Origin of the sequence: Rhizobium sp. BK289 (genome assembly GCF_014193575.1) — a bacterium.
GTDB classification, from domain to species: domain Bacteria; phylum Pseudomonadota; class Alphaproteobacteria; order Rhizobiales; family Rhizobiaceae; genus Rhizobium; species Rhizobium tropici_C.
The window spans coordinates 106,705-129,847 of the sequence record NZ_JACHZO010000001.1 but is presented as its reverse complement, the minus strand read 5'-3'; the positions used below and the strand labels follow the sequence as shown (position 1 = coordinate 129,847).

At 60.0% G+C, this 23,143-nt stretch carries 16 protein-coding genes; 10 read left to right on the top strand and 6 right to left on the bottom strand.

Annotated features, from left to right (window positions below):
- Positions 1–20: 20 nt before the first annotated feature.
- The 3 genes from FHT84_RS00560 to FHT84_RS00550 form a co-directional block, all read right to left on the bottom strand.
- A complete protein-coding gene (locus FHT84_RS00560) occupies positions 21–1,571 on the bottom strand; it encodes a sugar ABC transporter ATP-binding protein (RefSeq protein ID WP_112344566.1) in 1,551 nt (516 codons plus the stop codon).
- Positions 1,572–1,665: 94 nt separating this feature from the next.
- Positions 1,666–2,655 (bottom strand): ABC transporter substrate-binding protein, encoded by a 990-nt coding sequence (locus tag FHT84_RS00555; protein ID WP_112344565.1) that lies wholly within the window; start codon positions 2,653–2,655, stop codon positions 1,666–1,668.
- A gap of 173 nt (positions 2,656–2,828) precedes the next feature.
- Positions 2,829–3,848: an aldo/keto reductase gene (locus FHT84_RS00550; protein WP_183761200.1), complete on the bottom strand. Its 1,020-nt coding sequence runs from the start codon at positions 3,846–3,848 to the stop codon at positions 2,829–2,831.
- 246 nt (positions 3,849–4,094) lie between these two features.
- Between FHT84_RS00550 and FHT84_RS00545 the strand changes: the two genes are divergently transcribed.
- Positions 4,095–5,006, top strand: a complete 912-nt coding sequence (locus FHT84_RS00545; RefSeq protein ID WP_112344563.1) for a GntR family transcriptional regulator — start codon at positions 4,095–4,097, stop codon at positions 5,004–5,006.
- A gap of 21 nt (positions 5,007–5,027) precedes the next feature.
- Here the strand turns inward: FHT84_RS00545 and FHT84_RS00540 are convergent, their stop codons facing one another.
- Both FHT84_RS00540 and FHT84_RS00535 read right to left on the bottom strand, forming a co-directional pair.
- Positions 5,028–7,271, bottom strand: a complete 2,244-nt coding sequence (locus tag FHT84_RS00540; protein WP_183761203.1) for a glycoside hydrolase family 2 protein — start codon at positions 7,269–7,271, stop codon at positions 5,028–5,030.
- Positions 7,272–7,467: 196 nt separating this feature from the next.
- Complete coding sequence (locus FHT84_RS00535; RefSeq protein WP_183761206.1) at positions 7,468–8,370, bottom strand: AraC family transcriptional regulator; 903 nt, start codon at positions 8,368–8,370, stop codon at positions 7,468–7,470.
- A 211-nt stretch (positions 8,371–8,581) separates the two neighbouring features.
- Here FHT84_RS00535 and FHT84_RS00530 point away from each other — a divergent pair, with 211 nt between their 5' ends.
- From FHT84_RS00530 to FHT84_RS00490, 9 genes are all read left to right on the top strand, one after another.
- On the top strand, positions 8,582–10,048 hold the full coding sequence (locus FHT84_RS00530; RefSeq protein WP_183761209.1) for an alpha-glucosidase/alpha-galactosidase: 1,467 nt from the start codon (positions 8,582–8,584) through the stop codon (positions 10,046–10,048).
- Positions 10,049–10,183: 135 nt separating this feature from the next.
- Positions 10,184–12,271: an ABC transporter substrate-binding protein gene (locus tag FHT84_RS00525; protein WP_112344560.1), complete on the top strand. Its 2,088-nt coding sequence runs from the start codon at positions 10,184–10,186 to the stop codon at positions 12,269–12,271.
- 158 nt (positions 12,272–12,429) lie between these two features.
- Complete coding sequence (locus FHT84_RS00520) at positions 12,430–13,440, top strand: ABC transporter permease (RefSeq protein WP_112344559.1); 1,011 nt, start codon at positions 12,430–12,432, stop codon at positions 13,438–13,440.
- Positions 13,440–14,567, top strand: a complete 1,128-nt coding sequence (locus tag FHT84_RS00515; RefSeq protein ID WP_112344558.1) for an ABC transporter permease — start codon at positions 13,440–13,442, stop codon at positions 14,565–14,567. The genes FHT84_RS00520 and FHT84_RS00515 overlap by 1 nt, the downstream gene beginning before the upstream one ends.
- A 13-nt stretch (positions 14,568–14,580) precedes the next feature.
- The gene (locus FHT84_RS00510) at positions 14,581–16,251 is read left to right on the top strand and encodes an ABC transporter ATP-binding protein (protein ID WP_112344557.1); all 1,671 of its coding nucleotides are present in this window, start codon (positions 14,581–14,583) and stop codon (positions 16,249–16,251) included.
- A gap of 18 nt (positions 16,252–16,269) precedes the next feature.
- A complete protein-coding gene (locus FHT84_RS00505; RefSeq protein WP_113250308.1) occupies positions 16,270–17,640 on the top strand; it encodes an alpha-glucosidase/alpha-galactosidase in 1,371 nt (456 codons plus the stop codon).
- 180 nt (positions 17,641–17,820) lie between these two features.
- On the top strand, positions 17,821–18,963 hold the full coding sequence (locus FHT84_RS00500; RefSeq protein WP_112344555.1) for a fumarylacetoacetate hydrolase family protein: 1,143 nt from the start codon (positions 17,821–17,823) through the stop codon (positions 18,961–18,963).
- Between the two features lie 458 nt (positions 18,964–19,421).
- Positions 19,422–20,012, top strand: a complete 591-nt coding sequence (locus FHT84_RS00495; protein ID WP_112344554.1) for an ankyrin repeat domain-containing protein — start codon at positions 19,422–19,424, stop codon at positions 20,010–20,012.
- 36 nt (positions 20,013–20,048) lie between these two features.
- Positions 20,049–20,558, top strand: coding sequence for a YHS domain-containing (seleno)protein (locus FHT84_RS00490; protein WP_112344553.1), 510 nt, complete (start codon positions 20,049–20,051; stop codon positions 20,556–20,558).
- A gap of 2 nt (positions 20,559–20,560) precedes the next feature.
- On the opposite strand, the gene FHT84_RS00485 is transcribed toward FHT84_RS00490, so the two are convergent.
- Complete coding sequence (locus FHT84_RS00485; protein WP_183761212.1) at positions 20,561–22,768, bottom strand: adenylate/guanylate cyclase domain-containing protein; 2,208 nt, start codon at positions 22,766–22,768, stop codon at positions 20,561–20,563.
- Positions 22,769–23,143: the final 375 nt, after the last annotated feature.

The window sequence follows — 23,143 nt, the reverse complement described above, 5'->3', positions numbered from 1 at the left end:
TCTTTCGACTTGTTTGTTGTTCAGACGCCGATCGCTTCGCCGAGGACTTCCTCATGCGTTGCCGCATGGAAATCATGGCTGGCGACCAGCTGGCCTTGGCGGAAAACGTGCAGGCGATCGGCGAGCTCGTAGACCTCGGGCAGATAGGATGAGATGACGATGATGCCGGCGCCGTCGCGAAGCAGCTTGGCGAATAGCCGATAGATTTCAGCCTTTGTCCCGACATCGACGCCGACCGTCGGCTCATCGAAAATAAAGAGCTTGGCACCATGGCTCAACCATTTGCCGATGACCACCTTCTGCTGGTTGCCGCCGGACATGGCGGAGACCAGAACCCGCCGGCTCGGCGTCTTGATGCTGAGATCACGGATCTGCTTGTCGGCGTTGGTGGATTCGCCTTTCCTGTCGATGATCGGGCCGCGGCTTAACCGCTTGAATACGGGCAGATTGATGTTGAGTCCAATCGGCAGGTTGAGGCAAAGCCCCTGATCGCGCCGGCTTTCAGGCGCCAGCGCTATGCCGAGTTCCATCGCGTCACGTTCGTTGCGGATTTCGACCTTGCGGCCCTGCCAATAAATTTCCCCGGCAGAGAGCGGCTGACGCCCGTAAAGACCGAGAGCGAATTCGCTGCGGCCGGCGCCGATCAGTCCGTAAAGGCCGACGATCTCGCCGGCACGAACGCTCAGCGAAACATTCTCGAAGCCGGGCCCGGAAAGACCGCGCGTCTCGAGGATGGTATCGCCGATCGGAACCTCTTCCTTGTGATAGATCTGTTCGATGGAACGATTGATCATCAGCTTGATCAACTCGTCCTCGTTGGTTTCGGCGATCGTGCGGGTGCCGACATGCGTGCCGTCGCGCAGTACAGAAACCCGGTCGGCGAGTTCGAACACCTCTTCCATGCGATGGCTGATATAGACGATCGTCACACCCTCGCCCTGCAGGCGGCGGATCAGCTTGAACAGCTGCGCCGATTCCTGGCGGGTGAGATAGGCGGTCGGCTCGTCGAAAATCAGGAACTGCGTGCCGCGCATCGCGGCTCTCGCAGTCGCGACCAGCTGCTGCTGACCGATCGTGAGCGATCCCAACAGTTCGCCGGCCGGCAGCCCGAAGCCGAGATCGTCGAGCACGGTCTGCGCCATGGCCACCATCTGCTTCTTGCGCATCAGGCCGAAACGATTGACCTCGTCGCCAAGGAAAAGATTGGCGGCCACCGTGAGGTGCGGGCAGAGCACCACTTCCTGATGCACGGCATTGATGCCGCGGGCGATCGCCTCATTGGGCGTTGCGAGCGCAACCGGATGGCCGCACCAGAAGATTTCGCCCGCCGTCCTGGTGATGACGCCGGTCAAGAGCTTGATGAGTGTCGATTTGCCGGCACCGTTCTCGCCGACGATCGCGTGAATCTCGCCGGCCAGAAACGTGACGGTCGCAGGTTTCAGCGCCTCGACGAAGCCATAGCGCTTCTGCAGGCCCTTGAGCTCAAGAATGGGCGAGCCCGCCGGAATGCGGTTTGCTTCCGTTTTGACAGTGTCATCGTGCCGATGGCTGATTTCTTCAAGGCTCGTCATGACGTCTCCTCCCTCTCACATCTCCGCACGGCCGCCTCGGGGGACGCGGCCAGGCGAAAGGCCGCGCCCGATGCTTCGGGCGCGGCCTCAAGTCTTACTTGACCTTCGGGTTCAAGAGCGCATCGATTTTCGGATCGCTCATATTCGCCTTGGTGACGAGGTTGGCGCCGGTATCGACGTTGGCCGGAACTTTTTCCTTCTTCGAAGCGGCGAGCGCCGTCTTGATGCCGTCATAACCCATGCGATAGGGATCCTGCACCACGAGACCGGCAAGAACGCCCGATTTCAGGAAACCGACGGTCTTGTCGTCATTGTCGAAGCCGATCACCTTGATCTTGTCGCCGAGCTTGTTTTCGGCGATGGCCTGGCCGACGCCCTGAGCCATGATCAGGTTGGAGGCGAAGACGCCGACGAGCTTCGGGTTGGCCGTGATCAGGTCGGTCATGATGTTGAGGCCGGTTGTTGCCTGACCATCGGCATACTTGTCAGCAACGACCTTGAGGCCCGGATATTTGCTCTTGACCTCCTCCAGGAACCCCTGGCGGCGCTGATCGAGGGAACCGACGCCCGGCAGGCTGGTGATGATGGCGATCTCACCCTCTTCCTTGCCGGTCATGCCCTTGATTGCGGCGGCAAGACCATCGGCGGCGATGCGGCCGCCCTGGACGTTGTCGGTGGTCAGGAACGAGACGAAGGATTTGGAATCGGCGCCGGAGTCGATGCCGACGACCGGCACGGACTTGGCGGCTTCATCCACGGGCTTGCCGAGCGCCTTGAACTCGGTCGGCGAGATGACCACCGCAGCCGGCTTGCCGGCAACGGCGTTTTCTAGAATGCTGATCTGGCCGTTAATGTCGGATTCCGATTGAGCGCCGAGCTCCGGCACCTTCACACCGAGATCCTTGCCTGCCTGGCGAGCGCCGGCAAGAACGATCTGCCAGTAGAAGGATGTGGTATCCTTGACGATGATCGGGATGGTCACGTCGGCCGCGAAGGACTGCATGGGCATCGCCATGGCGATGACGGCAGCACCGGCGAGGCCGGCAAAGCTGCGGCGGGACAAAAGTGACTTGGCAATTTTCATCTGCTTCTCCTCTCAACGCGCTCTCTCTCCTGCACACCTGCCGCTGAACGCTTACGGCTGGTATCGCGACGCCTTGCGGCGTCACGCATCGCGCGGCGGAAAAGCCACCGACGCCAAAACAGGCTTTCCTCCTCTACGAAGCCATCTCTCCGACGGCTCGAAGCTCCAATCTGCTAGACCCGGACCGCCTCGTCTCCCAACGGCGGCGCCACGAGGGTCAACCCTTCGAACTCCGCATAGAAACTGTCGGGGAGCCGGGGCTCCACCAGCTGCATATTGCGGACAAGACTTTCCGGCTTCGCCGTGCCGATCAACACCGAGGCCACGCAGGGACTGCGCAGCGGGAACTGAAGCGCAGGCTGGGCAAGCGGTACACTATGCTTGCGGGCGATCTCTTCCATAGCCCCAACCTTGGCCAGGATATCCGGCGTTGCCGGCAGATAATCGAAATGCGCGCCGGGCACGGGACCAGTCGCCAGAATGCCGGAGTTGAAGACACCGCCGACGACCAGCGATGTTCCTTTCTTCTCGCAAAGCGGCACCAGCTCGGCAACCGCCGAGCGGTCCAGCAGCGTATAGCGACCGGCGAGCAGAATGCAGTCGATATCGGCCGCATGCATGACGTCCAGGCAGACCGGCACCTCATTGACCCCAAGGCCATAGGCCTTGATCGTGCCGGATGATTTCAGCTCCTCCAGAGCCTTTAACCCGGATCCCAGAAGCTGCCCCAGGTAACGTTCGTTGAGTGCCTTGCCGTGGGTATAGCCGCCGATATCGTGGACATAGAGAATATCGATGCGATTGAGACCGAGGCGTGCATAGCTGAATTCAACCGAGCGCATGATGCCGTCATAGGAATAATCGTAGTCGGCATCGAAAGGCAGGGGATCGACATAGCCGTAATTCGGCACCTTGTCGCTCGGCACCGGCCGCATGAGGCGACCGACTTTGGTCGACAGCACGTAACTGTCTTCCGGCTGATCGCGCAGGAAATCGCCGACATGGCGCTCGCCAAGGCCGAAGCCATACCAGGGTGCCACGTCGAAATAGCGGATGCCGCTATCCCAGGCCGCCTGCAAGGTCTTCATCGCCTGATCGCGAGGGCAGGCACGATAGAGGCCGCCCAGCGCCGCAGCGCCGAAGCTGATCTCCGTGACCTCAAGGCCCGTCCTGCCGATTGTTCTTCTCTGCATCACCTCTCCCTTGTGATGACGATCATTTCAATTTCGGTGGCGTTAACGGACGCTCTCGGCGTCCATCGCCATTGATTTTGTTTTTTATCTACAATAAACATTTTGGTGTCAACGAGGAAATCATAGGGACCGTCACGGGAGACGACGGAAACAGCGGTTTCGACATAACTCCTGCAATTGACTGCCATCGGAACATGGTTCAGACAGCGCCGCCAGCAAAGAGCGGCGACGATACGCGAGGGGGAAATGGCAAGGCAAAACACGCTCTTCAAGGAAGCCTACAATCGCTATGCAGCCCGCCTGAAGCTCGATACCGAACTGCCGAGCGAGCCTGAAATCGCAGCCGAGCTCGGCGTCAGCCGCAGCACGGCGCGGGCGATCCTGATGCGTCTCAGCGACGCCGGCATCATTCTCTGGAACAAGCGGCAGAAGGTTGTACTGCGCCAGCCGACCGAGGCCGATTTCTTTCCCAAGGAGGAAACCGATTCACTGCACGATATCATCGAGCGCAGCTTCATGGTGCGCATCATGTCCGATGAAGCCCAGCCCGGCATGCAGATCAACGAGCTGGAACTGGCGCGCGAAATCGGCACTGGCACGTCGGTCGTTCGTGAATTTCTCATCCGATTCAGCCGCTTCGGCCTGATCGAGAAACGGCCGAACAGCCACTGGATTCTCAAGGGCTTCACCAGCGAATTCGCGCTCGAACTTGCTGACGTGCGGGAAATGTTCGAGCTGCATTCCGCAGCCGAGTTCGGCCGCTTGCCTGCCAATCATCACGCCTGGGAGGATCTCAAGGCGATCGAGCAGGAACACCACGAGCTGCTCAAAGATTTCGACGCGCATTACCGCGATTTCTCGCGCCTCGACGAAAAATTTCACCTTCTCATCCATCGCGCCTCGAAGAATCGCTTCATCACCGAGTTCTACGACGTCATCGCCATCATTTTTCACTATCACTATCAGTGGAACAAGGCTTTCGCACGCGAGCGCAATGCCCGCGCCATAGTGGAGCATCTCGACTATATCGAAGCGCTGCAATCGCGCGACCAGCAGAGGATCGACGCTGCCTGCCGTCAGCATCTTGCTTCGGCACGACAGACGCTGCTGCAGTCGATCCCGCAGGTTCCGGGAGAAATTGCCGGCTCCGCCGCGTGACGACGGGAGCCGGCCGTTCGCTTATTTCGCCGTGAAGCTCAGGCTTTGGCTGGCAAAGCGCGGAGACGAGACTTCCAGCCTGATCGCACCGGCTTCTCCGATTGCCTGCAGCCAGAAACCTGTGGTCCCGCCCTGGAATGCCACCGTTTCCGGCCCGATAACCTTCGCCGGACCTTCGACCTTGATCGTGACGGCCTCATTGAGGAAAGGCAGACGCGAGCCGGCCTGATCGAGCGCACGCACGATGACGCGCACCGCATCGCGCTCGCCTGCGCGCAAGGTATCGGCATCGGCTTCGACCTGAAGCGACGCCGGCAGCGGATTGGCGACCATATGCTGCTCGACAACCTTTCTGCCGCCGATATAGCCGGTGAAATGCACGTCTTCCCATTCCATCCCCCATACGCCGAGCTCGTCCGGAGTGAAGGCACGGTGATCGAAGACGACGGGAGGATGCGGCAGGTGCGGGAAAGTCTCCCGGTCCGGGCCGAGACGCTTGGTCAGCGAGCCGTAACGCAGCTCGACCTCATCGCAATTGGTCAGAACGATCAGCGGCAGCGCGCCGCCGATATTGCGCTCGCCGCGCGCCCAGATCGTCACCGGCTTCATGACGATCTCTTCGGCGGGCTCGCACTGGCTGGCATAGACATAAGCGGCGAATTTCGGCTCGCGGAACATGTCCATCACGCCGTGATAGCAGATGCGATCGCCCGAGCCGAAATCGCTATGGGTATTGTAGTCGAACATGCACCAGCCAATGGCGCCTGATATCGAGGGGTCGCCATAGGCGGCGTTCAGCACTTCCAGATGCCGGCGGACATGCTCGGCCTGGCGCTGCTCCTGATCGTAGATCTTCGTCGGATACATATGGCCGCCGAATTCGGTGATCAGATAGGGCACATCCTTGGAAAGGCCGGTATTTTCCTGCTGCGGCCTCAGCGGCGTGCGCGGCCGGTTGGCACCCGGCAGCTCCTCGTTGCCGAGGATGAAATCATTCATGGTGTAGACGTCCTCGAGCATCTCGCTCTCGGTGATGTAACGCACGCCGCCGGTCTGACGTGTCGGATCGAGCTCGCGCGCCAGGCGGTTCGTCTCGGCATAGAAATCGTGAGAATCCTGGGATTCGTTGATGCGTACGCCCCAGATGACGATCGATGGGTGATTCCAGTCGCGTTCGATCATTCGGCGCACGTTGCGGATCGATTCCTGCTGCCATTCCTTATCGCCGATATGCTGCCAACCGGGGATTTCCTCGAAGACCAGCAGGCCGATGCGGTCGCAATGATCGAGGAACCACTTCGATTGCGGATAGTGCGAGGTGCGCACGATGTTGCATTTCAGGGTGCGCTTCATGATTTCAGCGTCGCGCTCCTGGGCAGAGCGGCCCATCGCATAGCCGACATAGGGAAAGGCCTGATGGCGGTTGAGCCCGCGCAGCTTCAGCTTCTTGCCGTTCAGCAGGAAGCCTTCCGCTGTGAAGCCTGCCGTGCGGAAGCCAAAGGTCGCGGCATGACGGTCCGCGCCGTGATCGCTCGCAAGCTCCACTTCGGCCGAATAAAGAACCGGATCGTCGAGTTCCCAAAGCGAAAGGCCGGAAAGGCCGGCAAAGCTGAGCTTCACGCTTTCACCGGATGTGTCAGCCTCACCGGAAGCGATGGTTGCTCCGTCCACGGAGCGTAGAGTAACGGTCACCGTCCCCTTAAAAGCGAGATTTTGCGGGTTGGAGATGTCGCAGCGCACCGTCGCGGATTTGCGGTCGGAAAGGACATCGGCGGTTTCGACCTTGATGTTGGCAACCGAGACCGGATCGGTCAGCTTCAACCAGACATCACGATAGATGCCGGCATAGGTCAGGTAATCGATCCGGCCACCGAAAGGCGGTATCTCCGGGTTCTCGCTGCCATCGATCTTGACCGTGATGAGGTTTTCGCCCTGACGCAGCCGGCCGGTCAGGCGCGCCTCGAACGGCGTATAGCCATCTTTATGAGCAACAACCTCCTCGCCGTTCAGATAAACAACGGCGTCGGCCATGGCCGCATCAAAGATCAGCGATATCTCCCGCCCGGCGAATGTGTCGTCCCACTCCATTATTTTCTGATAGGTGAAGGCGCGCTGATAGGATTTCTCGTCGAAATAGTTGAAAGGCAGTTCGACGGCCGTATGCGGCAGAGTGACCTGCTGTCCGTCCTGCGGGCGGCCGACATCCCTGGGCGAGAATCCTTCGCGAAACGTCCAGGATTCGTTGAAGGCGACAACAGAACGCATATTCAATCCTATCGATTAAGCCCGTCGCGGCGGGGACGAACAGATGTTGCTGGGAAGTCAGGCGCGCGGCGAGGCAGGCGGGACGCCGCGGGGCAATATCTATACAGGCTCGCCGCCGTTGCGCAATGCGACCGGTTGGCGGATTTCCATTTTCAAGACAAGCAAGCGATGGCAAGGATGCCGACCTATCACGGATCTATCGGCTCCGTGCATTCTTCGTCTCCTCGACCGGACTGCGCACCGCGGCATACATGCCCGTCGTGCGAAACTCCGTCGGATTGATGCCGTAGATGCGGCGAAACACCTTGGAGAAATAATTGGCATCGTCGAAGCCCGACATGATCGCGACTTCCTTGACGGGGATGAAGGCGGCCTTCGTCAGCAGCTTCGCCGCGCGCTGCATGCGCTGCTGCAAAACGAATTCCGCCGGCGGCACGCCTTCGCTCTCGGCGAAGACGCGCGAAAAATGCGCGCGGCTGAGACCGCCCACCTTCGCCAGTTCTTCGACTGGCAGCGGCTTGTCGAGATTGGCATTGATATGATCGATGACGATCTGCATGACAGAGCGGTCGGCGGCAAAGGCATGCGAGCCGAAGACGTCGTCATAGAGCGCCATGGCCGCCTCATAGGCGATGGCCGAAGCCGAAGCCGGCGTCGTAGCGCCCTTTACGAGCCGAAGGCTGCAATCGGCAAGATGATCGATCGTCGCCTGCTGTAGCTTCAACACCGGACCGGCTGCGGCGAGAATCAGGCGATGGATGCGCAACGCTTCCTCGCCGTTCATGGAAATCCAGAAATATTCCCAACGCTCCCCCTTCTCCAGCCAATAGCGGTGATTATGCGGCACGAGAACGAGCAGTGTGTCGCCGGCATTGACACGATAATTGCGGCTTTCATAACGCAGGCGCCCGGTGCCGCTGATCGTGTGCTGCAGCACGGTGAACGGTGTCAGACCGCGCCGCCGTCCATCCCAATCATAGGGTTCATCATAGCGCACTTCATATCCCGCACTGGTTGGCATGGCGTGCAATCGGTGGCGTCCACGCGGCAGTGAAACCGTCCGCATGACCTGTCCGTTGTCGATCAATTCCTGCAGCACAAAATTACCCTCAAAAGCATAATAGTTCTCTGTTCGCCTCGGCGATTATAGGCATAATCCCGCCAGAAAACAGCGCATGCTCGCCGGCGAGGAACGGCGATCGGAGGAAAAATCTCGATTTCGGCCCGTTCCGCAACCGATGCGACAATGGACAAAAACGCTGTCGATTTCCCCTGCCGCTGCTTGTTCGATCGACTTGAAGGTGAGGATCATGAGTTTCAAAATCGCTATTATCGGCGCCGGCAGCGTCGGCTTCACGAAAAAGCTGTTCACCGACATTCTCTGCGTGCCGGAATTCCGCGATGTCGAGTTCGCGCTGACGGATCTGAGTGAGCACAATCTGACGATGATCAAGGCGATCCTCGACCGGATCGTTGAATCCAACAGGCTGCCGACGCGCGTCACCGCCACCACGGATCGCCGCAAGGCGCTGGAAGGCGCACGCTATGTCATCAGCTGCGTGCGGGTCGGCGGCTTGGAGGCTTACGCCGAAGATATCCGTATTCCGCTGAAATACGGTATCGATCAGTGCGTCGGCGACACGATCTGCGCCGGCGGCATTCTTTACGGCCAGCGCAACATCCCGGTCATCCTTGATTTCTGCAAGGATATCCGCGAGGTCGCCGAGAGCGGCGCCAAATTCCTGAACTATGCCAACCCGATGGCGATGAACACCTGGGCGGCGATCGAATACGGCAAGGTCGATACGATCGGCCTTTGCCACGGCGTCCAGCATGGCGCCGAACAGATCGCCGAGGTGCTCGGCGCCAAGGACAAGCGCGAGCTCGACTATATCTGCTCGGGCATCAACCACCAGACCTGGTTCGTCGACCTGCGCCTCAACGGCCGCAAGATCGGCAAGGACGAGCTGATCGCCGCCTTCGAGGCGCATCCGGTCTATTCACAGCAGGAAAAGCTGCGTATCGATGTGCTGAAGCGTTTCGGCGTCTATTCGACGGAGAGCAACGGACACCTGTCGGAATACCTGCCCTGGTATCGCAAGCGCCCCGACGAGATCAACAAATGGATCGACATGTCGGACTGGATCCATGGCGAGACCGGCGGCTATCTGCGTCACTCCACCGAAACGCGCAACTGGTTCGAGACGGAATTCCAGCAGATCCTCGACAGCGCCTCGCAGCCGATCGACCCGACACGGCGCTCCAACGAGCATGCCAGCCATATTCTCGAAGCGCTGGAAACCAACCGCGTCTATCGCGGCCATTTCAACGTCAAGAACAACGGCGTCATCACCAACCTGCCCGCCGATGCCATCATCGAGTCACCCGGCTTCGTCGATCGCTTCGGCATCAACATGGTGGCGGGCATAACACTGCCCGAGGCGTGCGCTGCCACCTGCATTTCTTCGATCAACGTTCAGCGCATGTCGGTCCATGCCGCCATCAGCGGCGACATCGATCTCTTGAAACTCGCCGTATTGCACGACCCGCTGGTGGGCGCCGTCGCCACACCGGAGGAGGTTTGGCAGATGGTCGACGAAATGGTCGTCGCGGAAGCGCGCTGGCTGCCGCAATATGCGCATGCCGTGGACGACGCGAAGGAGCGCCTGTCGCGTGGCAAGGTCAAGACACGCGACTGGAAGGGCGCGGCGAGCCGCAACGTTCGCTCGATCGAGGAGTTGCGCGCAGAGAAAGCAGCCTTGAAACAGGCTGGCTGACGAACAGGCAGGCCGGAAGGTGAAGGTTGAGGCGGGATCTTAAGGGGATGTCCCGCTTCAACCAGCCATCTTTCGTTTCAAAGGAGGAAAGCGAGGTCTCGAACGGAACGCTCGCGATTTAGGGAGAGAGAAAAGATGAGACATTTTCGACCGATCGGCCTTCTGGCTGCGTTGACGATTGCCACATCCGCAATCGCGATCAGCGCCCATGCGGCCGAACCGACTGTGCCACCCGTTCCACCGGTCTTCCCGGCGGAAGGAAAGATCAAATATGTCGAGCGCAACTCCATTCTGGAGTTCAAGGCGCTGCCGGAATATCACGAGCCTGCCTGGGTGACGGAGAAGTTCGTCAAGACCGGCAAACTGCCGCCCGTCAAGGATCGTCTGCCGAAAGAGCCGCTCGTGTTCAAAACCGGCAACATGCCCGACGGCATCGGTGTCTATGGCGACACGCTGCGTCATGTCATCGGCGGCCGGCCGGAGGGCTGGAACTACGGCGCCGGCCAGACGCAGGGCTGGGGCGGCATCGACATCGGCCTTTCGGAGTGCCTGACGCGCACGGCTCCCCTGTTTCAGGTCGAGGCGAAGGATACCGAACCACTACCGAACCTCGCCAAGAGCTGGGAATGGTCCCCCGATGGCCATAAGCTCACCATGCACCTCATCGAGGGCGCGAAATGGTCCGATGGCGCGCCCTTCAACGCCGACGACATCATGTTCTACTGGGATGACGAGGTCATCGATCCGAATGTCTCGCCGCTTGGCGGCGGCGCATCGCCGGAAGCGTTCGGCGAGGGAACGACGCTGAAGAAAATCGACGATTACACGATCGAGTGGACCTTCAAGGATGCCTTCCCGAAACAGTATCTCTACACGATGGCCTACCCCAGCTTCTGCCCGGGCCCATCACATATCCTCAAGCCGCAGCACCCGAAATATTCCAAGAATACCTACGACCAGTTCAAGAACGCCTTCCCGCCGGAATATATGAACATGCCGGTCATGGGTGGCTGGGTGCCGGTCGAATATCGTTCCGACGACATCATCGTCATGCGCCGCAATCCCTATTACTGGAAGGTCGACGAAAAGGGCAATCAGCTGCCTTACCTCAACGAGTTGCACTACAAGCTCTCGACCTGGGCAGACCGCGACGTGCAGGCGGTTGCCGGCTCCGGCGATCTGTCGAACCTCGAGCAGCCGGAAAACTTCGTCGCCTCTCTGAAGCGCGCCGCACAGCCGGATGCTCCGGCCCGTCTCGCCTTCGGTCCCCGCCTCATCGGCTATAACCTGCAGATGAATTTCTCCGCCAATGGCTGGGGCAATCCGGACGCGCGTGCACAGGCGGTACGTGACTTGAACCGCAACGAGGATTTCCGCAAGGCCGTCACCATGGCGCTCGATCGCAAAGCGCTCGGGGAGTCGCTGGTCAAGGGACCGTTCACGGCGATCTATCCGGGTGGCCTATCCTCCGGCAGCAGCTTCTATGATCGCAATTCCACCGTCTATTACCCGTTCGATCTCGCTGCTGCGAAGGCCGAGCTGGCAAAGGCCGGACTGAAGGATACTGATGGCGACGGTATCGTCAACTTCCCGGCCGGCGTCAACGGCGGCAAGGATGTGGAGATCACCCTGCTGGTCAGCAGCGACTACACCACCGACAAGAGCCTTGCCGAGGGCGTCGTCAGCCAGATGGAAAAGCTCGGGCTACGCGTCATCATCAATGCGCTGGTCGGTCCTAAGCGCGACGATGCCAACTACAGCGGCCGCTTCGACTGGATGGTGCGTCGCAACACCACGGAGCTTGCCTCGGTCGTGCAGAACACCGAGCAGCTGGCACCGGTCGGCCCGCGCACAAGCTGGAACCACCGCGCCCCGGAAAGCGGACAGCTGGATCTGATGCCCTTCGAAAAGGACATGGTCGATGTCGTCAACAAGTTCATCACGTCGAAGGACAATGACGAACGCGTGGCGTTGATGAAGCAGTTCCAGAAGATCTCGACGGAGCATCTCTACAATATCGGCCTGACCGAATATCCGGGAGCTCTCATCATCAACAAGCGCTTCTCCAACGTTCCTCCGGGCACACCGATCTTCCTGTTCAACTGGGCTGAAGATTCCATCATCCGTGAACGCCTCTGGGTAGCGGCAGACAAACAGGGCAAATACGAGCTGTTCCCCGAGGAACTGCCGGGCGCCCCGGGCGGCGCCGGCCCGATCAAATAAGGTTCCAAACGACCCCATGGCAGCCGGCATGACGCCGGCTGTCGTGGAAATCCGAAGCATTCCAGCGATCAGCATCGCCGGACAAACATGAACCGCTGGCGCATATCGTCCTCACCGGATCGCGATTGTCGACAGCATCAAGAGAAGCGAACCGTCCGATGTTACGATTCCTGCTCGTTCGCATAGCGTCCGCCGTTCCCGTGCTCCTGATCCTGAGCGTGGTGACCTTCGCCATCATCCAAGCCCCGCCGGGCGATTATGCCGATTACATCCGCTCGCAACTGATAAACCAGGGCGGTGCGTCCTTCGAGCAGGCCGATGCCCAGGCGCAGGCCTATCGCAAGGAACATGGCTTGGACAAGCCGATGATCGTCCAGTATTTCAACTGGATCGGCGGCATCGTCACCAGGGGCGATTTCGGCTACAGCATGGTCTACAACAAGCCGGTGGCCGATGTCGTCGGCGAGCGCCTGCCGCGCACCCTGGCCTTGGCGCTGGTGTGCCACATCCTGGCATCGATTCTCGGCATCGGCTTCGGCATATGGGCGGCGACGCGGCAATATAGCTGGATCGACAATCTGCTTGCCGGCATCTCCTTCCTCGGCATGACGGTGCCGCGCTTCCTGATGGCGCTGATCATCGTCTATCTCCTCGTCTTCCAGCTCAACGTCTCGGAGATCGGCAGCTTCTTCTCGCCGCAATATGGCGGCGCGCCCTGGTCCTGGGCCAAATTCGTCGATCTCGTCAAGCATGTCTGGCCGGTCGTCGCGATCGCCACCTTCGGCGGCCTCGCCTACAATATGCGCATCATGCGCGGCAACCTGCTCGATACGCTGAATGCCCAATATGTCGAGACGGCGCGCGCCAAAGGCCTTTCCGGCGGCGCCGTCGTCATGCGCCATGCCGTACCGAATGCGCTGCATCCTCTGATCATGTATCAGGGCGTGGTTCTGCCCTATATGCTGACCGGCGAGATCGAGACCGCGATCATCTTCACGCTGCCGACGGTCGGGCCGGCGATCGTCGGCTCGATGGCGGTCGGCGACGTCTACGTGACCGCAACCTTCATGATGGTGCTTTCGGCAACCCTCATCGTCGGCAACATCATCGCCGACGTGTTGCTTGCCCTGCTCGATCCACGTGTGCGCCAACAGGGAGGGATCCACTGATGCTGGCCTTCAGCAACGCCCCGCCGCCGCCCGAAGAGAAGATCAAGCAGAAGAGCGGCAACGAGAGCTACATCGCGCTGGTCTGGCGTCGCCTGAAGCGCTCCTGGACCGGCATGGGCGGCCTTACCCTCGTCGTCCTGCTCCTGCTGATGGCGATCTTCGCCGAATTCATCGCACCGCTCGACCCGAAGGCGACCGATACCGGCTTCGCGCCGCCGCAGGTCATCAGCTTTCACGACAAGGATGGCAACTTCGTCCTCCAGCCTCGGGTCTACGCGCTTGCCGAGACCAGCGATCTCGATCCGGTCACATTCCAGCCGATCGTCGGACCGGATTACGATCACCCTCGCCTGCTTGGTCTCTTCGTCAAGGGCGACCCCTACCATCTCTTCGGCCTTATCCCCGGTGACCGGCATCTCTTCGGCGCCACCGATGGCGGCCCCGTCCATTTCCTCGGCACGGACAAATTCGGCCGGGATGTGCTGTCCCGCGCCATTTACGGTTCGCGCATCTCCTTGATGATCGCCTTGACGGTGGTTGCCATCGTCACCGTCGTCGGCACTGCTGTCGGCATGATATCCGGCTATTTCGGCGGCACGCTCGATGCCTGGATCCAGCGTTTCGTCGAAGTGGTACTGGCTTTCCCGCAGCTGCCGCTCTACCTGGCACTGACCTCGCTGATCCCAGTGACGGCTCCGACCAACGTCTTCCTCGCCTTCGTCATCATCGTCATGTCGGCGCTCGGCTGGGCGCAGATGTCGCGCGAGGTGCGCGGCAAGACGCTGGCTCTGGCGCGCATCGATTATGTCCGGGCGGCCATGGCGGTCGGCGCGACCGATCGGCGCATCATCCTGCAGCATATTTTCCCGAACGTCATGAGCCACGTGATCGTGACCGTGACGCTCGCGATCCCGAGTGTCGTGCTGCTGGAATCCTTCCTCGGCTTCCTCGGCTTTGCCGTCAAACCGCCGCTGATCTCCTGGGGTCTGATGCTGCAGGATACGTCGACCTATTCGGTCATCGGCTCCTATCCCTGGATCCTCACGCCCGTCGCTTTCGTTCTCGTTACCGTCTTCGCCTTCAATGCCCTTGGCGACGGCCTGCGCGACGCGATCGATCCCTATTGAGAGGAGAATGGATATGGCTCTTGCACTCGTCAATTCCTTCGCTCCCGACACGCGGCTCGATGCCGCGAACAAGACAGCCGCGCCCGTCATCGACGCCCGCAACATTGCCGTCAAGTTCAAGGTCGAGGACGGCATGGTCGATGCTGTCAAGGACATCACCTTCCAGCTTTATCGCGGCGAGACCATCGCCATCGTCGGCGAATCCGGCTCGGGAAAATCGGTGACCGCCCGCACCCTCATGGGCCTGCTGACCAAGCGCGCCGTCGTCTCCGACAAGTCCGCCGTGCATTATGATGGCAAGAACGTGCTGAAATTCTCCGAGCGTGCGCGCCGGCAACTGCGCGGCGACCGCATCTCGATGATCTTCCAGGAGCCGATGAGCTCACTCAATCCGATCTACACCATCGGCAGCCAGATCGTCGAAGCGATACGAGTCCACCGCAAGGTCAGCCGCCGCGACGCCGAGAAGCGGGCACTCGATCTCCTGAAGCAGGTGCAGATCCCCGATCCGGAAGCGCGGCTGAAGCAATATCCGCACCAACTCTCGGGTGGGCAGCGCCAGCGCGTGATGATCGCCATGGCGCTCGCCAACGACCCGGACGTACTGATTGCCGACGAACCGACGACGGCGCTCGACGTCACCGTGCAGGCGCAGATTCTGAACCTCATCCGCAACCTGCAGAAGCAGCTCGGCATGGCCGTGATCCTGATCACCCACGACCTGACGGTCGTGCGCCAGTTCTCCGACTATGTCTATGTGATGCAGCATGGCGAAATGCGCGAGCACAATACGACGGAGGCACTCTTTGCGCGCCCGCAGCATCCCTATACACAGCACCTGCTGACTTCGGAGCCGCGCGGACAGGCAAAGCCGCTGCCGCCGAACTGCGACACGATTCTCGAAGGCAAGGCCGTCAAGGTGGCGTTCATGCTGCGGCACGGCAGCTTCTTCAAGCCCGACATGCGCGAACTCGTCGCCGTCGACAGCCTCAATATCGAGCTGCGCCGCCACGAGACGCTCGGCCTTGTCGGCGAATCCGGCTCGGGCAAGACCACCTTCGGCCAGGCGCTGCTGCGGCTGATCGATGCCGATGGCGGCGAGATTTTCTTCGACAGGCAGCCGATCCATGGCCGGTCTCGCGCCGAGATGCGGCCTTTACGCTCGCGCATGCAGATCGTCTTTCAGGATCCTTTCTCGTCACTCAATCCACGCATGACCATCGGCCAGATCATTTGCGAGGGGCTGGTGGTCAACAATCTCGGCGCCAACAAGGCCGAGCGCCTGGAGCGCGTTAAGGAAGCGCTCGTCAGCGCCGGCATGCCGGCCAACATTCTCTCGCGCTTCCCGCATGAATTTTCCGGCGGCCAGCGCCAGCGCATCGCAATTGCCCGCGCCATCGCGCTCGAGCCGGAATTCATCCTTCTCGACGAGCCGACCTCGGCGCTCGACCTTTCCGTTCAGGCCCAGATCATCGACCTCCTGCGAAAGCTGCAGGATGAGAAAGGTCTGAGCTATCTCTTCATTTCCCACGACCTCAAGGTCGTCCGCGCCCTTTGCCACCGCGTCATTGTCATGCAGCACGGCAAGATCATGGAGGAAGGGCCGGTCGAACAGGTTCTATCGCATCCCAAGACGGCTTACACCGAACGCCTTGTCAGAGCGGCGTTCGAGGTGGCTTCATAGCATTCAGGAGATTTTGACATGACAGGCACTCCCAAGATCACATTCATCGGAGCCGGTTCGACCGTCTTCATGAAGAATATCATCGGCGACGTCTTGCAGCGCCCTGCCCTGGCTGGCGCCAGAATCGCGTTGATGGACATCAATCCGCAGCGGCTGGACGAAAGCGCCATCGTTGCCCGCAAGCTTGCCTCGACACTTGGCGCTCCGGCCACTGTCGAGACCTTCACCGACCAGCGCAAGGCGCTCGACGGCGCGCACTTCGTGGTCGTCGCCTTCCAGATCGGCGGCTACGAGCCCTGCACCGTTACCGATTTCGAGGTGCCGAAGAAGTATGGCCTGCGCCAGACGATCGCCGACACGCTCGGCGTCGGCGGCATCATGCGCGGTCTGCGCACCGTTCCGCATCTCTGGAAGATCTGCGAGGACATGCTCGCCGTCTGCCCGAATGCGATCATGCTGCAATATGTCAACCCCATGGCGATCAACACCTGGGCGATCGGCGAGAAGTACCCTAATATCAAGCAGGTCGGCCTTTGCCATTCCGTGCAGGGCACGGCCATGGAACTGGCCCACGATCTCGATATTCCCTATGACGAGATCCGCTATCGTTCCGCCGGCATCAACCACATGGCCTTCTATCTCGAATTCGAGCATCGTCAGCCGGATGGTTCTTATCGCAATCTCTATCCCGATCTCGTCCGCGCCTATCGCGAAGGACGCGCGCCGAAGCCTGGTTGGAACCCCCGCTGCCCGAACAAGGTGCGCTACGAGATGCTGACCCGTCTCGGCTATTTCGTCACCGAAAGCTCCGAGCACTTCGCCGAATATACGCCCTATTTCATCAAGGAAGGCCGCGAGGACCTGATCGAGAAGTTCGGCATCCCGCTCGACGAATATCCGAAGCGCTGCATCGAGCAGGTGGCGCGCTGGCAGAGCCAGGCGGAGGAATATCGCACGGCGGAAAAGATAGAGGTCAAGCAATCGAAGGAATATGCCTCGTCGATCATCAATTCGGTCTGGACCGGCGAACCTTCGGTCATCTACGGCAATGTCCGCAACAATGGCTGCATCACCTCGCTGCCGTTCAATTGCGCGGCGGAAGTCGCCTGCCTGGTCGACGCCTCCGGCATCCAACCGACCCATGTCGGCGACCTGCCGCCGCAGCTGACGGCCCTGATCCGCACCAACATCAATGTGCAGGAGCTGACGGTCAAAGCCTTGATGACTGAAAATCGCGAGCACATCTATCACGCTGCGATGATGGATCCGCACACGGCAGCCGAGCTCGATCTCGACCAGATCTGGTCGCTGGTCGACGAGCTGCTGACAGCCCACGGCGACTGGCTGCCGGAATGGGCGCGCGGCAATCGCAAGGTTCAGGCCGCCTGAAGCCTCTCTCTCCCGGCTTGCGGCCCAAAGGCCCCGCGGCGCTGCTGCGGGGCCTTACGTCTTTAACCGAATTGAAGAAAGTGAAAATCCAAAACGTGGGCGAATACCGCATCGATAACGGATGGCAAAGCACATTTGCCTGGGTTAGAAAACACACGCAGTTTGGAGGAGACGAACGACATGACGAGCTCAGACACATTCACCACCGGAACATTCGTCGGCCGCATCTGGCGCCCGGATGTGGAAGGCCCTGCCCTCGTCACCGTTCGGGACGGCACACTATACGACATCACCTCGAAGGACGCGCCGACCATGCGCGACCTTCTGGAAAAAGATGATCCGGTGGCTTTCATTCGTGCACAGAAAGGCGAAGCCATCGCCAAACTCGACGATCTGCTTACCGCCAAGGCCAACCACTTGGTCATCCATCTTCTCGCGCCCATCGATCTGCAGGCGATCAAGGCCTGCGGCGTCACTTTCGCCCGCTCGATGCTGGAGCGCGTCATCGAGGAGCGTGCCGCCGGAAATCCGGATCTTGCCGAAGCGATCCGCGGCAAGGTGACCGCGCTGATCGGCGACAGCCTGCGCAACTTGAAAGCCGGTTCACCGGAAGCCGCCAAGGTCAAGGCCGCACTGATCGAGGAGGGTGTGTGGTCGCAATATCTCGAAGTCGGCATCGGACCGGATGCCGAAGTCTTTTCCAAATCGCAGGTCATGTCCTCCGTCGGGCAGGGTGCGGATGTCGGCCTGCATCCGATCTCCAAATGGAACAATCCAGAGCCGGAAATCGTGCTCGCCGTCGACAGCCAGGGCCGAGTCAAGGGCGCCACCCTCGGCAACGACGTCAACCTGCGCGATGTCGAGGGCCGGTCCGCGCTATTGCTCGGCAAGGCGAAGGACAACAACGCCTCTTGTTCGATCGGCCCCTTCATCCGCCTGTTCGACGAAACCTACGGCCTGGACGACGTGCGCTATGCCGATCTCGACCTGAAGGTCGAAGGCGAGGACGGCTATGTGCTGCATGGGCGCTCCTCGATGAAGGAAATCAGCCGCGATCCGCTGGATCTCGTCTCCCAGACCATCGGTCGCCATCACCAATATCCCGACGGCTTCGTGCTGTTCATGGGAACGCTATTTGCTCCCGTCGAGGATCGCGACACGCCCGGCCAAGGCTTCACCCACAAGGTCGGCGACATCGTTACCATCTCCAACGACAAGCTTGGAGCGCTGCGTAACCGCGTGCTGCTGTCGACCGAATGCGCGCCATGGACGTTCGGAACTTCGCATCTGATGCGCAACCTCGCCAGGCGAGGATTGATCTGAGACCTTGAAAAAGGACGGGAGTTGGCTGTCCGCTTGGAAGACGGCATGGACGAGACGGGGCAAGAGAGTGCGGTTTCATGAGAACCGCGATGTCCGTTCTCAATGGGAATCGAACCGACGGCCCGTCATCTTGATTTCTCAGGGCAACAGATTTGTCGAACCAAAGAGCCGGAGAAAGTCGCTCAAAATCAGTCTAAACACCCCAGCATTTTTCCATGCAGCAATCTCGCCATTGTAATAACAACCAATGCTATTTTATTTTAGCAATGCAATCTGCGCTCGACTGTGTCCTCACGCCAGATCTTCTTACCGCATATTGAGTGGCGATACCCAAGACACCTTTAAACACTCACCATCTAAACTCGTTGCTGCGCGATTTCTTGATTACGACGTCGTATTCGTGATACGTTAAATGTTCTTTCGCACCGGTGAGGTCGTCTTGTTGGACGAGGTTTGCGATGAGGGTCGTCAGCGGATTTATGGCATGCCTTTTACTCTGGACGCCGCTCGTCTATGCAGACCCACTGCATGACGCCGCCCAGACCGGCGATCGAGAGCGCGTCGCGCAATTGATCGCGGCCGGCATCGATATCGGCGTCCCGAACGAGTCCGGTGAACCGCCCCTGCTCATTGCTGCGCTCGCCGGGCATAAGGATATAGTCGCGCTATTGCTGGAAAACGGTGCCGATATCGAATGCCGTAACAAAGGCGGCCTTACCGCGCTGCATGCCGCCGCCTACGGCGGACATCTCGACGTGGTCGAGCTGCTGGTGTCGAAAGGTGCGAAAGTTAATGACGACCAGAACTTCTACCACATGTCACCGCTGCATGCTGCTGCCGAGGAAGGGCAAGCCGATGTGGTAGCCTTCTTGGTGGCGCACAAGGCCGACCTGGAAGCGAAAGAGCGTAACGGCTACACGCCGTTGACCCAGGCCGGATGGCGGTCCCACTGGGATACCGTTGGACTGCTACTGAAGGCTGGAGCGGTCTGCCAAAAGGCTGATCTCGTTGGCGACTGGCTCTTTGCCGAATGCACCAAGCGCCAATAGCACCACTTCAACTGCCCGAAAAGGGAGGACCGATACATGTCTCGCAAACAGGCAGGACCCGCCGCACTGATCTTCGCAGGCTTGGCAATCGCCATTGCCGCGCCGGTCTGCGCCGAGGAGCCGGTCAACACCGGCTATTTCGGTGATGTCGCGATCAAGGGATACGATACGGTGGCATATTTCAGTGAAAACAGGGCCGTACAGGGATCCTCGGCCTATTCGCATCGCTGGCTGGGTGCCGAGTGGCATTTCGCCAGCGCCAAGAATCGTGACCTGTTCATCGCCGATCCCGGAAAATACGCACCGCAATACGGCGGCTATTGCGCAGACGGCGTTTCCTTCGGCACGGTGACCACCAATATCGACCCTAATGCCTGGCGCATCATCGATGGCAAGCTGTACCTGAGCTACGATCCTGGTGCCGCCGACGGCTTCGAGAAAAAGCCGACAAAGGTCATCGACTCCAAGAAACATTGGTCGGAAGTTCAGAACACGTTGATTTCCGAAAAAATGCAAAAGGACTGGCAGCACACGCCGGCAGACTGATTTCATGGTGCCGGTGAAAAGAACATCAGTGCCTGAGGGGTCACGTGGACGTATTGGGCGTCGGGCTGTCCGGCATCCCTGTTCCTATAGACCTGCCCGCAGACCATGCGGTCCAGGAAATAGCCACTAAACCTCTCGCACAGCCTATTTCCCTTCACGTCGACCGTGCCGGTAATATTGGTATTGGCGCTCCTGTAGGCGGTGTTGCCTGCCTTATCAAAATACTGGACGAAGGTCGTTCCATTCTTGTGTTTTCCAGCCCAGGTCTTTCCGTCGATTAGATCGCGCAGCGCCTTCTCGTCGAGCCGATCGGCATCGCTCCCGACAAATCCGAAAGGCCATGCCGGAATACCTGCGGCCTTCAGCCCGGCGAGGTGATGCTCCAGTTCCGGTGGACGCCAGTAGTCGTAGAGATACCCGTAATAGGCGAGATTGCTTTCCGGGAAGAGTTCCAGAAGCTTGGCCTTCTCCGCCACGCTTCGCACCCGGTCGCCATCAAAGCCATAAGCCGCTGTCAGATATTCGCGCGCCGGTTCGGCGTTCGGCAACGCGTCGCGCGCCGCTTCTATAAGAGGGATGGCACGATTATTGTCTCGCACCGTGTAGAGAACGATGCCCGCCAGCAGCTGGAAGCTCGGCGATGGCGCCGGATCAAGCCTGAGCGCCCTGTCGATTTCGGCAACCGCCTCGTAATGGCTTCCCGTTTGGGACAGGATCAACGCCAGGTTACCTGCAGCTTCAGCGCTGTTCGGCTGGGCCGCCACGGCCCGGTTTGCCGACTCCCGGGCTTCGACTTCCCTCCCATCGACCAGTTGCAACAGGGCGAGCACGGTATGGGCCCGCGCATTGTTCGGGTCAAGCTTCAGCGCCTGTCCCGCCGCATCATAGGCGATCTTGCGCGCCACCGCCGCCGACCAGAGAAAATTGTAATCGTTGCGCCAAACATCGACTGCGACGCGCGCGATCCCGGAGTGCGCGTCGGCAAAATTCGGATCGAGGTCGATCGCCTTCTGGTAATAGGAAAGCGTCCGGCGATAGGTCTCCACATCGCTGTAGAGCAGCCCTTCGTGCTCTGCGCGCATGTAATAGTCGTAGGCTTCGAGGTTATCGCTCGGGATCTTCTCAATCTGCGTGCGCTCGCCTTCGTTGAGCTCCACCTTCAGCGCCGAGATGATCTTGCCGGTCACATCGTCTTGAATTGCAAAGAGATCGGCATATTGCCGGTCGTAGCGTTCCCCCCACATGGAGAGTCCCGTCAGAGCGTCGATCAATTTCACATTGATCCGCAACTGCAGCCCCGCCCGCTGCAGCGTGCCTTCGAGCAGGTAATGCACGCCGAGTTCCGCCGCCACGTCCTTAGTCTTGCTCGTATCGCCCTTCAACGCAAAGACCGAATGCCTCGCAATGACAAAAAGCCCCGACACTTTGGAAAGTTCGGTAATCAGATCGTCCGTCAGCCCTTCGGCCAGGTGATCTTGCTCCGAATCGCCGCTGACATTGATGAAAGGAAGGACGGCGACCGACGGCTTGTCTGGCAGAGGATAGGCGAAGCGGCGGACGAACGCCGGCGTCTCACCAATGTCCAGCCTGTACCAGAGATAAGCGCCACCGCCGACAATCAGAGACAGTGCGATAGCCAGGACCGCGCCGCGGCGCACACGCTTGGGCAATTGCGGAAACCGGCGGGCCGCGGCCGGATCGAAAGCGACTCTGTAGACCCGGATCGGCTCGGCAATGCTCTTGACTTTCTGCCGCCCGAGCGAAATGAAGCCGACATCGATCTTCGTCTTCACCTGATCATAGGTCGTGCCGGAGATTGCGATACCGCCAGGTTCGGCCAGCGTCTGCATGCGATCGGCAATGTTGACTCCATCGCCGTGAATATCCTCGTCCTCGACGATGATGTCGCCGAGATTAACCCCGATGCGGAACCGCAGCGTCATGGCGCCGTCGGTGGCCGAATTCCGCTTCGCCTTCTCCCGCTGAATGGCGATCGCGCATTGCAAGGCGTCGACGACACTATGAAATTCTACGAGCAGCCCGTCGCCCATCGTCTTGACCAGCCGGCCGTGATGTTCGGCTATTCTGGGTTCGATGACATCATCCAGATCTGCCTTGAAGTTGCGGCGCGTCGCTTCCTCGTCGATCTGGCTCAGGCGGCTGTAGCCTGCGACGTCAGCGATCAGAATTGCTGCAAGACGGCGCTCCATGCCCCTCCCCGCCGACCGCGATGGCCCCTGCGGCGTATCTTACCCCAGGTCGACTGGCGAAGCCATTGCGCGAGGGCCATCCCGCATGGGAGACGTCTGTGGTTTTGCTCTTGAGGGATCCGAAGTTGATACCTGCGCCACCATTTACGACCGCTTCGATATGTTGACCCCGAAGCTCTGACGACGTTGAAGCATTCTCAGACTCGATAGACCTGTACGCCCGGGACGAATCGGAAATTCCGGCAGGAGGTTTTTAACCACGCCCCTTAATCGCACTTACACAATCACGTGATAATTCATGTGATGCAGCGCCTTGCGGACATGATGTCTCCTGCAGTCCCCTCTGACATGGTCTTTCCAATTCACATCTCGGAC